Origin of the sequence: Paracoccus sp. C2R09 (assembly GCF_018860625.1) — a bacterium.
Classification (GTDB): domain Bacteria; phylum Pseudomonadota; class Alphaproteobacteria; order Rhodobacterales; family Rhodobacteraceae; genus Paracoccus.
Map to the genome: position 1 here is coordinate 182,527 of NZ_JAHKQB010000027.1, position 11,850 is coordinate 194,376.

Genomic DNA, 11,850 nt, shown 5'->3' on the forward strand with positions numbered 1-11,850 from the left:
ATGACGAACCTTCTTTCGATCATCACCTTCCTGCCCATCGTGGCCGCGGGCATCCTGGCGCTGTTCCTTCGGGGCGACGACGCCGCCGCGCAGAAGAACGCCAAGTTCCTGGCCCTGATCGCCACCAGCGCGACCTTCCTGATATCGTTGTTCCTGCTGGCGGGCTTCGAGCCTTCGCAGCCCGGCTTCCAGTTCGTCGAGGATCACGCCTGGATCATGGGCCTGCGCTACAAGATGGGCGTGGACGGCATCTCGATCCTGTTCATCCTGCTGACGACCTTCCTGATGCCGCTGACCATCCTGTCCACCTGGGATGTCAGCAACCGCGTCAAGGAATACATGATCGCCTTCCTGGTGCTGGAGGGTCTGATGATCGGTGTCTTCGCGGCGCTGGATCTGATCCTGTTCTACCTGTTCTTTGAGGCCGGGCTGATCCCCATGTTCCTCGTGATCGGGATCTGGGGCGGGGCGAACCGCATCTACGCGGCGTTCAAGTTCTTCCTCTATACCTTCATCGGGTCGGTCCTGATGCTAGTCGCGATGATCGCGATGGCGCGCACCGCCGGAACCACCGACATCGTGGCGCTTCTGGATTTTGACTTCCCGTCGCAGACCATGACGATCCTGGGGATCACGGTGATGGGCGGCATGCAGACGCTGCTGTTCCTTGCCTTCTTCGCAAGCTTCGCGGTCAAGATGCCGATGTGGCCGGTCCATACCTGGCTGCCCGATGCGCACGTGCAGGCACCGACCGCGGGTTCGGTCGTGCTGGCGGCGGTGCTGCTGAAGATGGGCGGCTACGGCTTCCTGCGCTTCAGCCTGCCGATGTTCCCGGTCGCGGCCGATCTGCTGCAGGGGCTGGTCCTGTGGATGTCCGCGATCGCGATCGTCTATACCTCGCTCGTGGCGCTGGCGCAGTCCGACATGAAGAAGCTGATCGCCTATTCCTCTGTCGCGCATATGGGTTACGTCACGATGGGCATCTTCGCGGCCAACCAGCAGGGTCTGGACGGCGCGATCTTCCAGATGCTGTCTCACGGTTTCATCTCGGGGGCGCTGTTCCTGCTGGTGGGCGTGATCTACGACCGCATGCATACGCGGGAAATCGACGCCTATGGCGGCCTCGTGAACCGGATGCCGGTCTATGCACTGGTCTTCATGTTCTTCACGATGGCCAATGTGGGCCTGCCCGGCACCTCGGGCTTCGTGGGTGAATTCCTGACGCTGATGGGCGCGTTCCGGGCCAATACCTGGGTGGCCTTCGTGGCCGCGACCGGGGTGATCCTGTCGGCGGCCTATGCGCTGTGGCTGTATCGCCGCGTCACCATGGGCGCGCTGATCAAGGAGAGCCTGCGCGGCATCGCCGACATGACCCCGCGCGAACGCTGGCTGTTCGTGCCGCTGGTCGCCATGACCCTGATCCTGGGCGTCTATCCGCGCCTTGTGACCGACATCACCGGCCCCTCGGTCGAGGCGCTTCTGGTGAATTTCAACGACGCGCTGCCCGAAGCGCCCGAAGACGAGATGGCGGCCACGGCCGCCAGCCATTGAGGAACGCAAGATGACCGGACTTGATCTCTCGACCGTCCTGCCCGAGCTCTGCCTTGCGATCTATGCGCTGGCGGCGCTGATGGCCGGGGCCTATCTGGGCAAGGACGCGGTGGCGCGACCCATCCTGTGGGCCAGCGTCGCGGCGATGCTGCTGGCGGGTCTGTATCTGGGCGTGGCGGACCGCCCCGAACAGGCGGGCTTCGCGGGCATGTTCATGGACGACGCCTTCGCGCGCTTTGCCAAGGTCACCATCCTGCTATCGGCCGCCGCCGTCCTCGCCATGAGCGCGGATTACCTGCTGCGCCACAAGCTGATGCGCTTCGAATACCCGATCCTGATCGTGCTGGCCGTGGTGGGCATGATGGTGATGGTCTCGGCGGGCGATCTGCTGACGCTCTACATGGGTCTCGAACTGCAGTCGCTCGCGCTCTATGTCGTGGCGGCGATGCGCCGCGAGAGCGTCAAATCCTCCGAGGCGGGCCTCAAGTATTTCGTGCTGGGCGCGCTCAGCTCGGGTCTGCTGCTCTACGGCGCCTCGTTGATCTACGGCTTCTCGGGGACCACGGGTTTCGCGGGCATCATCCAGGTCGTGCAGGCGGGCATCCTGCCGATGGGGCTGCTGTTCGGCCTGGTCTTCCTGCTGGTGGGCCTTGCGTTCAAGGTCAGCGCCGTGCCGTTCCACATGTGGACGCCCGACGTCTATGAAGGCGCGCCTTCGCCCGTGACCGCTTTCCTCGCGACCGCACCGAAGGTCGCCGCCATGGCGCTGATCGCGCGTGTCATGTTCGATGCGTTCGGCAATGTCCCCGACGATTGGAGCCAGATCATCGCGGCGCTGGCCGTCATGTCGATGTTCGTGGGGTCCATTGCAGGTATCGGCCAGCGCAACATCAAGCGCCTGATGGCCTACAGCTCGATCGCGCATATGGGCTTCGCGCTGGTAGGGCTGGCCGCGGGCACGGCCTATGGCGTGCAGGCGATGCTGCTCTACATGGCGATCTATTCGGTGATGAACATCGGCACCTTCGCCTTCATCCTGTCCATGGAACGCGACGGGCAGCCGGTCGTCGACCTGGGCAGCCTGAACCGTTTCGCGATCACCAACCCGCTGAAGGGCACGGCCGTGCTGTTCCTGATGTTCAGCCTTGCCGGCGTGCCGCCCTTCCTGGGCTTCTTCGCCAAATACGGGGTGCTGACGGCGTCGGTGGATGGCGGCAAGGCCTGGCTGGCGGTGCTGGGCGTGATCGCATCGGTGATCGGGGCGTTCTACTATCTTCGGATCGTCTACTACATGTTCTTCGGCGACGATGCCGATCATGCCGAAAGCCGCATGGGCATGGTGCAATACGGCGCGCTGCTGGTTCCCGCCGCCGCCCTGCTGCTGGGTGCGGTGACGATGCTGGGCATCGACGATGCCGCCGCCACCGCCGCGCAATCGCTTGTAGGCGGGGCCGAGGCCGCGACTGCTGCGGGTGAGTGAGGCATCGACCGAAGCATGGCCCGAGGGCGTGGCGCGCCACGTCCTCGACCGTGTGGACAGCACCAATGCCGAGGCCTTCCGCCGCGCCGCCGACCTGACCGGCCCCGCCTGGATCATGGCCTATCGGCAAGAGGCCGGTCGCGGCCGGCGCGGGCGGGCATGGCGCGACCCGCAGGGCAATTTCGCCGCGACCCTGGTGATGCGCCCGCAAGGCGGCCTCGGCGATGCCGCACGGCTGTCCTTCGTCGCGGCGCTTGCGGTGCATGACGCGCTTCGTGCGGTCTGCGGCCCGCAGCCGAACTTTGCGCTGAAATGGCCGAACGATGTGTTGCTGAACGGCGGCAAGCTGTCGGGCATCCTGCTGGAAAGCACCGGCACGGGCGGCAATCTGGGTCTTCTTGCGGTCGGCATCGGCATCAACCTGACCGAGGCCCCTGCGCCGGCCGATGTCGAGGCGGGGGCCATGCGCCCCGTCAGCCTGCTGGCGGAAACCGGAATGGCCGTCACCCCCGACGAGATGCTGGACGCCTTGGCCCCTGCATTCGACGGCTGGCACCGCCAGCTTCTGGCCTATGGCTTCGGGCCGATCCGCAACGCCTGGATGGCGCGGGCCGCCAAGCTGGGCGAGACGATCGTCGCGCGGACGGGCAATGCCGAATTCACCGGGCGGTTCGACGGGATCGACGATACCGGCGCACTGATCCTGACCGGCCCGCGGGGTCGCCACGCGATCCCCGCCGCCGACATCCATTTCGGGGGCTGAGCCATGCTTCTGTGCATCGACACTGGCAATACGAACACGGTCTTCTCGGTCTGGGACGGGACGAAATTCCTGTCGCATTGGCGCATCCGCACCGATCATCGCCGCACGGCGGACGAATACTATGTCTGGCTGTCCACGCTGATCGCGGTCGAGCGGTTCGAGCTGCAGATCGACCATTGCATCATCAGCGCGACCGCACCGCGGGTGGTGTTCAATCTGCGCGTGCTGTGCAACCGTTACTTCGACACGCGCCCGCTGGTCGTGGGCAAGCCCGATTGCCTGCTGCCGGTGCCGCCCCGCGTCGATCCCGGCACCACGGTGGGGCCGGACAGGCTGGTGAACACCGTGGGCGCCTTCGACCGCCACGGCCCCGACCTGATCGTGGTGGATTTCGGCACCGCCACCACCTTCGACGTGGTAGATGTCGACGGCGCCTATATCGGGGGGGCGATCGCGCCGGGCGTCAACCTGTCGCTCGAGGCGCTGCACATGGGGGCCGCGTCCCTGCCGCATGTGGACATCACGATGCCCGCGCAGGTCATCGGCACGAACACCGTCTCCTGCATCCAGGCGGGCGTGTTCTGGGGATATCTGGGTCTGGTCGAAGGGATCGTCGCGCGTATCCGCGCCGAACGCGACCGGCCCATGAAAGTCATTGCAACCGGGGGGCTTGCCCCGTTGTTCGATCAGGGATTTGACCTGTTCGACGCTATCGAAGACGATCTTACAATGCATGGGCTCCGGCTCATCCACGATTACAACAAGGAGATGGGCAATGGCTGACCGCCTGATCTATCTGCCGCTTGGCGGCGCGGGCGAAATCGGCATGAACGCCTATGTCTACGGATATGGCGCGCCGGGTAAGGAACGACTGATCCTGGTCGATCTGGGCGTCACGTTCGGGGACATGGAATCCGCGCCGGGCATCGACCTGATCATGCCGGACATCGCATGGCTGGAAAAGAACAAGCACCGCCTCGAGGCGATCTTCGTGACCCATGGTCACGAGGATCACCTGGGCGGTCTGGGCCATCTGTGGTCCAAGCTGGAGGTGCCGATCTATGCGCGGCGCTTCACCGGATCGCTGATCCGTCTGAAACTGGAGGAGGCGGGCCACCCTGCCGATACCGTCCGCATCGTCGAGCCGCGCCCCGAGGTGACCGAGCTGGGGCCCTTCAAGGTGCAATACGCGCCGATCAGCCACTCGATCCCCGAGAGCAGCGCGCTGATCATCGACACGCCGGCGGGCCGCATCCTGCATACCGGCGATTTCAAGCTGGACGGCACCCCCGTCGTGGGCGAGGCATGGGACCCCATCGCCTGGAAGGAAATCGCGACCGAGACCGACGGCGTGAAGGTGCTGACCTGCGACAGCACGAACATCTTCTCGACCCATCCGGGCCGGTCCGAGGCACTGCTGGCGAACCCGATCCTGGAATGGGTCGTCGCCCAGCCGAACATGGTGGTGGCCACGACCTTCGCCAGCAACATCGCGCGCCTCAAGACGCTGGCGGATGCCGCCAAGGCCGGCGGGCGCAAGATCTGCCTGCTAGGACGTGCCATGCGCCGCATGGTGGCCGTGGGGATCGACACGGGCATCCTGACCGATTTTCCCGACACGATCGGCCCCGAAGAGGCTGCGAAGCTGCCCCGCAAGGAGGTGATGCTGATCGTGACCGGCAGCCAGGGCGAACGCCGCGCCGCCAGCGCGCAGCTGTCGCGGGGCCGCTATTTGGGTCTGTCGCTGAAGCAGGGCGACAGCTTCCTCTTCAGCTCGAAGACCATTCCGGGGAACGAACGTTCGGTCGGCCGCATCATGAACTCGCTCAGCGAGATGGGCGTCGAGGTCTATGACGCCGATGACGGGCTCTATCACGTGTCGGGCCACGCGAACCGCCCCGATATCGAGGCGATGCACGAGATCCTGAAGCCCAGCATCGTCATCCCGATGCATGGCGAACATCTGCATCTGCGCGAACACGTGATGCTGGCGCGGGCCAAGGGCATGTCGGCCGAGGTGATCGTGAACGGTGCCATGGCCGATCTGACGGGCGATGCCCCCAAGATCGTGGACCAGATCGAGACCGGTCGCCTGTATCTGGACGGCAACGTCCTGATCGGCGCGATGGACGGCGTCGTGCGCGACCGCATCCGCATGGCTCTGAACGGTCAGGCGACGGTCAGCGTCATCATCGACGAGGACGACAACGCGCTGCCCGACGCCTGGGTCGAGCTGATGGGCCTGCCGGTCCGCGGCCGCTCGGGGACCGAGCTGGACCAGATGATCGAGAACGAGCTGTCCGAGTTCCTCGAACGTGCCGATCGCCGCACCGTGCGCGACGACGGCAAGATGGAGGACGCCGTGCGCAAGATCACGCGGCAGGTCTCGATGGAGGAGATCGGCAAGAAGCCCGAAGTCACCGTCATCATCAGCCGCCTGATGGCGGACTGAACCGGATCGAACGGGACAGGGCCGGGGGGAAACCCCTGGCCCTTTTCCTTATCGGGGCTTGCAATGATCCGCGCCTTGCGCCAATTCGCTTGCCCATGAGCGACGAACCCAAATCCGCATTCGATCCGAATCCGCCCCGGCGGAATTTCTATGGCCGCCGTCACGGCAAGACCCTTCGCCAAAGCCAGAAGGGATACCTGTCCGAGGATCTGGGCGACCTGCGCCCGCGGGGCATCACGCATCAGGACAACCCCGACCGCACGCCCATCGACCCGGCGGCGATCTTCGGCGACGACCGTCCGGTCTGGCTGGAGGTGGGCTTCGGCGGCGGCGAGCACATGGTCCACATGGCCAAGACCCACCCGCAGATGGGCATCATCGGCTGCGAGCCCTTCATCAATGGCGTGGCCATGCTGCTGGGCAAGATCCGCGAGGCGGGCGTCCAGAATGTCAGCGTGCATCCCGGCGATGCGCGCGATCTGATGGACGTGCTGCCCGATGCCAGCATCGAGCGGGCCTTCCTGATGTATCCCGATCCCTGGCCCAAGGCGCGCCATCACCGCCGCCGCTTCGTCACGCCCGAACATCTGCTGCCGCTTGCGCGGGTGATGAAGTCGGGCGGGATCTTCCGCGTGGCCAGCGACATTCCCGATTACATCCGCCAGACCCGCGAAGAGGTTCCGCCGGCGGGATTCGAGATGATCGCGGATACCGATCGCCCTTGGGACGACTGGATCAGCACACGCTATGAACAGAAGGCCCTGCGGGAAGGGCGCGCCCCCCATTACGTGACCTTCCGCCGCCTGTAACCAGAAGGCCCGCCGTGATGGCGGGCCTTCTTTTCATTCCACCGTGACCGATTTCGCCAGGTTCCTCGGCTGGTCCACGTCGGTCCCCTTGGCGACCGCCGCGTGATAGGCCAGATACTGCATCGGCACGGCATAGAGCATCGGCTGGAACACGCCCCCGCCCGAGGGCAGCGTCAGGCTGGCCGTCACGCCTTCGCCGGCCGCCGCGATCCCCCCCGCATCCGAGATCAGCAGCACGCGACCGTGGCGGGCCATGACCTCCTGCATGTTCGAGATGGTCTTGTCGAACAACGCGTCATGCGGCGCCAGCACCACGACGGGCACATCGCCGTCGATCAGCGCGATGGGGCCGTGCTTCAGCTCGCCCGAGGCATAGCCCTCGGCATGGATGTAGCTCAGCTCCTTCAGCTTCAGCGCGCCTTCCAGCGCGACCGGATAAAGCGCGCCGCGCCCGAGATAGAGCACGTCGCGTGCACCGGCCAGCCAGTCGGCATGGTCGCGGCAATCGTCGCTGAGCGCCAGCGCCTGTGACATCAACGCCGGGATGGACCGCAGGTCGCGCAGATGGGCGGCCAGCGCCCGGTCGTCGATGCGGCCCCGGTCATGGGCAGCCTTCAGCGCCAGAACGGCCAGGACCGCCAATTGGCAGGTGAACGCCTTGGACGAGGCGACGCTGACCTCGATCCCGGCAAGAGTGGGCAGTGCCACGTCGCTGTCGCGCGCGATGGCCGAGGTGCCCACGTTCACCAGCCCCACGGTCCGCGCGACATGGGCGCGGGCGTAATGCAGGGCGGCCAGCGTGTCCGCCGTTTCGCCCGATTGGCTGATCGCGACGAACCAGCTGCGATCCGACAGCGGCGGCTCGCGATAGCGGAACTCGGATGCCACATCGATGTCGCAGGGCAGGCCCGCAAGCTGTTCGAACCAGTATTTCGCCACATGCCCCGCCAGATGCGCGGTGCCGCAACCCACCAGCGAGATCCGGTCCACATCGTTGAAATCCAGGCCCTCGGGCAGGATGATGCGGTCGTCCTTGACGTAGTGGTTCAGCACATCGCCGATGACGGCGGGCTGTTCGGCGATCTCCTTGGCCATGAAATGGCGATAGCCGCCCTTGTCGATGGCGGTCGATCCCACGTCGATGCGGTTGGTCGCACGCTGGACGGGTTCGCCTGCCACATCGAAGATCTGCACGCCTGCGCGGGTCAGGACCGCGTGATCGCCATCCTCGAGATAGGTGATGCGGTCCGTGAAGGGCGCCAGCGCCACGGCGTCGGACCCCAGGAACATCTCGTTCGTGCCGTGACCGATGGCCAGCGGACTGCCCTTGCGCGCGGCGATGATCAGATCGCCTTCGCCCTCGAACAGGAAGGCCAGCGCAAAGGCGCCGTCCAGCCGTGCCAGCGTGGCGCGGGCCGCCTGTTGCGGGGACATGCCCTGCTGCAGGTAATGCGCGGTCCACAGGGCGACGGTTTCCGTGTCGGTCTGGGACTGTGGCTGGATGCCCATCCCCTGCAGCTCGGCGCGCAGTTCGCGGAAATTCTCGATGATGCCGTTATGGACGACGGCGACCGGGCCCGAGCGGTGGGGATGGGCGTTCGCCTCGGTCGCGGCGCCATGGGTCGCCCACCGGGTATGGCCGATGCCGGTATGGCCGGGCAGGGGTTCGTGGACCAGCCGGTCCGACAGGTTCACCAGCTTGCCCACCGCGCGGCGGCGGTCCAACCGGCCCGATGCGTCGATCGTGGCGACGCCCGCGCTGTCATAGCCGCGATATTCCAGCCTGCGCAGCGCCTCGACCAGCTGGGGAGAGGCTTCGTGATTGCCCAGAATTCCGATGATGCCGCACATCAGCGCGTCTCCTTCCTGGCACGCAGCGCCGCCATCAGGCGGGTCGCAAGACCGAGTTTCGTTGCCTGCCGCGCGCGTCCGATCGCCAGCGCGCCGTCGGGGACGTCCTCGGTGATGACCGAACCCGATCCCGTCATCGCATCCGCACCCACGGTCACCGGTGCCACCAGCATCGTGTCGCTGCCGATGAAGGCGCGCGCGCCGATGGTCGTGCGGTGCTTCATCACGCCGTCATAGTTGCAGGTGATGGTGCCCGCGCCGATATTCGTGGCCTCGCCCACATGCGCGTCGCCCAGGTAGGTCAGGTGCCCGACCTTCGCGCCCTCGTCCAGGACGGTGTTCTTGATTTCCACGAAATTGCCGACATGCACATCGCCGCCCAGTTCCGCGCCGGGGCGCAGCCGCGCAAAGGGCCCGACCGTCGCGCCCGCGCTGACATGGCACCCTTCGAGATGGCAGAAGGGCAGGATCTCGGCCCCGGATTCGACGGTGACGCCCGGTCCGAAGACCACGTTCTGACCGATGATCGCATCGCGTCCGATCACCGTGTCCAGCGCGAAGAAGGTGCTTCCGGGATCGGACAGGGTGACGCCGTCCTCCATCGCGCGGGCGCGGGCACGGGCCTGGAACAGGGCCTCGGCGCGGGCAAGCTCGGCGCGGGTGTTGATGCCCAGGGTCTCTTCCTCGTCGCAGGTGACGACATCGGCGCGGCGCCCCTCGGCACGGGCCAGCGCCACGAGGTCGGTCAGATAGTATTCGCCGGCGGCGTTGTCGTCGGACAGGCGCACGATCAGCAGGCGCAGAAGATCCGCATCCAGTGCCATGACGCCGGAATTGCACAGCACGATCTGGCGCGTGGCAGCGTCCGCATCCTTGTATTCGACGATGCGTTCCAGCCCCTTGTCGGTCACGACCAGGCGGCCGTAGCGGCCCGGATCCTCGGCCTCGAAGCCCAGCACGACCAGATCGGCGGTGTGGCTGGCCAGGGCGGCCAGCGTATCCTCGCCGATGAAGGGGGTGTCGCCATAGAGGATGACGACCTTGCCCTGGAACCCTTCGAGCTGGGGCAGGGCCTGCTGCACGGCATGGCCGGTGCCCAGCTGTTCGGATTGCAGGACGCATTGCGCATCGGGGTCCAGCTTCGCGACCGCGCGGGTCACCGCCTCCGATCCGTGGCCCGTCACCACGATCACCTGCTCGGGTTCCAGGCTGCGCGCGCCCGACAGCGCGTGACCGACCAGCGGCGCGCCGCCCAGACGGTGCAGGACCTTGGGCAGGTCCGACTGCATCCGGCTGCCCTGACCCGCCGCAAGGATTACCACCGCCACCGCATTTTCCGACATGCCGACCCCATCGCCTGTTTGCTTTCTTGCCCCGGCGTTCTAATCGGGGCGGGGTGCGCTGGAAAGCCCCGGCGCATTCACCTTTGTTTTCGGATCGTTTCGAAGGAGGACAGCATGGCGGGAACGGTGGTCTTCGACCTGGACGGCACCTTGGCGGATACCTCGGGCGATCTGATCGCTGCGGCGAATGCCTGCTTTCGCGGGCGGGGCATGGGCGATCTGCTGCATCCGGTGGATGACGCGCTGGTGGCCTTCCATGGCGGGCGGGCCATGCTGCGGGCCGGTTACGCCCGCGCCCCCCGGGACGTGCTGATCCCGCCCGAGGCCGAGGATCAGGATTTCCACCGCCTGCTGGACCATTACGGCGAGGCGATCGACGTGCATACGCGGCTCTATCCCGGGGTCGAACCTGCGCTGGACCGGCTGGCGCAGGATGGCCACATCCTGTCGGTCTGCACGAACAAGCCGTCGGGTCTGGCCGAGGTGCTGCTGCGCAAGCTGGGCATCCGCGACCGTTTCGCCTCGATGATCGGGGCGGATACGCTGCCGGTGCGCAAGCCCGATCCGCGCCCCTACCAGGCGGCGGTCGAACAGGCGGGCGGCACGGTTGCGCGGTCCTTCCTGATCGGGGATACGGAAACCGACCGCAAGACGGCGGCAGCGGCGGGCGTGCGCGTGGCGCTGGTCAGCTTCGGTCCCGAGGGCGAGGCGATCCGCAGGCTGGCGCCCGATGCGATGCTGGATCATTTCGACGCGCTGCCGGATCTGGCGCGCGACTGGCTGGCCTGAGCCGGGCCGACCCCAGGCGGTCAGAGAGGTGAAAAAGGGGGCCGAAGCCCCCTGATTCCCGCGACGCTTACAGCGCGTCGTCCTTTTCGCCCTGATCCGCCGGGGTGGCGTTCAGCTGGCCATAGTTCTGCGCGCCGATCGCGCCATAAAGCTCCAGCTGCGTCTCGAGGAAGTCGATATGGCCTTCCTCGTCCTGGATCAGATGTTCGAACAGGTTCTTGCTGACGTAATCGCCCACGCTGTCGCAATGGTCGCGCGCCTCGATATAGAGCGTGCGGGCATCGTGTTCGGCGGCCAGATCGCTTTCCAGCGTTTCCTTCAGATCCTGCCCGATGCGCAGCGGGTCCAGCTTCTGCAGGTTCGGATGCCCTTCGAGGAAGATGATTCGCTCGATCAGGCGATCGGCGTGCTGCATCTCCTCGATGGATTCCTCGCGGGATTTCTTGGCGATCTTGCCAAAGCCCCAATCCTCCTGCAGGCGGTAGTGGAGCCAGTACTGGCTGACCGCGGTCAGCTCAGACCGAAGCGCGGCGTTGAGATATTCGATGACCTTGGGGTCGCCCTTCATGGCTGCGTTCCTTGTCTTTGTCTGTTCTGGGCCGCAGAATTGGCGGCGCGACACCAACCTTATCGCAGGCACGCATGGTGTCCAGAAACAGCGGCATGCAGCCACCACAATCGGCACGCTTGCCCAGGGCATGATAGATCTTGCCGGGCGTGATGATGGTCTGGGGATCGGCCTCGCGCATCCAGTCGATGGCGGCGCGGATATCCCGGTCGGAAATCTGGGTGCAGTGACAGACGATCATGCG

At 66.0% G+C, this 11,850-nt stretch carries 11 protein-coding genes; 7 read left to right on the top strand and 4 right to left on the bottom strand.

What is annotated here, in order from left to right; all coding sequences use genetic code 11:
• The 6 genes from KO490_RS11225 (at position 1) to trmB (ending at position 7,055) form a co-directional block, all read left to right on the top strand.
• Positions 1 to 1,551: an NADH-quinone oxidoreductase subunit M gene (locus KO490_RS11225; RefSeq protein WP_216019497.1), complete on the top strand. Its 1,551-nt coding sequence runs from the start codon at positions 1 to 3 to the stop codon at positions 1,549 to 1,551.
• A gap of 10 nt (positions 1,552 to 1,561) precedes the next feature.
• Positions 1,562 to 3,031, top strand: coding sequence for an NADH-quinone oxidoreductase subunit NuoN (gene nuoN / locus KO490_RS11230; RefSeq protein ID WP_216019498.1), 1,470 nt, complete (start codon positions 1,562 to 1,564; stop codon positions 3,029 to 3,031).
• Positions 3,024 to 3,794: a biotin--[acetyl-CoA-carboxylase] ligase gene (locus KO490_RS11235; RefSeq protein ID WP_216019499.1), complete on the top strand. Its 771-nt coding sequence runs from the start codon at positions 3,024 to 3,026 to the stop codon at positions 3,792 to 3,794. The genes nuoN and KO490_RS11235 overlap by 8 nt, the downstream gene beginning before the upstream one ends.
• A gap of 3 nt (positions 3,795 to 3,797) precedes the next feature.
• Positions 3,798 to 4,577: a type III pantothenate kinase gene (locus tag KO490_RS11240; RefSeq protein WP_216019500.1), complete on the top strand. Its 780-nt coding sequence runs from the start codon at positions 3,798 to 3,800 to the stop codon at positions 4,575 to 4,577.
• Positions 4,570 to 6,246: a ribonuclease J gene (locus KO490_RS11245; protein ID WP_216019501.1), complete on the top strand. Its 1,677-nt coding sequence runs from the start codon at positions 4,570 to 4,572 to the stop codon at positions 6,244 to 6,246. Before KO490_RS11240 ends, KO490_RS11245 begins: the two co-directional genes overlap by 8 nt.
• A 95-nt stretch (positions 6,247 to 6,341) precedes the next feature.
• A complete protein-coding gene (gene trmB, locus KO490_RS11250; RefSeq protein WP_216019502.1) occupies positions 6,342 to 7,055 on the top strand; it encodes a tRNA (guanosine(46)-N7)-methyltransferase TrmB in 714 nt (237 codons plus the stop codon).
• Between the two features lie 33 nt (positions 7,056 to 7,088).
• Here trmB and glmS read toward each other — a convergent pair whose 3' ends face one another.
• Positions 7,089 to 8,906 (bottom strand): glutamine--fructose-6-phosphate transaminase (isomerizing), encoded by a 1,818-nt coding sequence (gene glmS / locus KO490_RS11255; protein ID WP_216019503.1) that lies wholly within the window; start codon positions 8,904 to 8,906, stop codon positions 7,089 to 7,091.
• Positions 8,906 to 10,249, bottom strand: coding sequence for a bifunctional UDP-N-acetylglucosamine diphosphorylase/glucosamine-1-phosphate N-acetyltransferase GlmU (gene glmU, locus KO490_RS11260; protein WP_216019504.1), 1,344 nt, complete (start codon positions 10,247 to 10,249; stop codon positions 8,906 to 8,908). The genes glmS and glmU overlap by 1 nt, the downstream gene beginning before the upstream one ends.
• A 114-nt stretch (positions 10,250 to 10,363) precedes the next feature.
• On the opposite strand from glmU, the gene KO490_RS11265 reads away from it, so the two are divergent.
• Complete coding sequence (locus tag KO490_RS11265) at positions 10,364 to 11,038, top strand: HAD-IA family hydrolase (protein WP_216019505.1); 675 nt, start codon at positions 10,364 to 10,366, stop codon at positions 11,036 to 11,038.
• 67 nt (positions 11,039 to 11,105) lie between these two features.
• Here the strand turns inward: KO490_RS11265 and bfr are convergent, their stop codons facing one another.
• The gene (bfr, locus tag KO490_RS11270; RefSeq protein WP_216019506.1) at positions 11,106 to 11,606 is read right to left on the bottom strand and encodes a bacterioferritin; all 501 of its coding nucleotides are present in this window, start codon (positions 11,604 to 11,606) and stop codon (positions 11,106 to 11,108) included.
• Positions 11,554 to 11,847 (bottom strand): bacterioferritin-associated ferredoxin, encoded by a 294-nt coding sequence (locus KO490_RS11275; RefSeq protein WP_216019507.1) that lies wholly within the window; start codon positions 11,845 to 11,847, stop codon positions 11,554 to 11,556. Before KO490_RS11275 ends, bfr begins: the two co-directional genes overlap by 53 nt.
• Between the last annotated feature and the right edge of the window lie 3 nt (positions 11,848 to 11,850).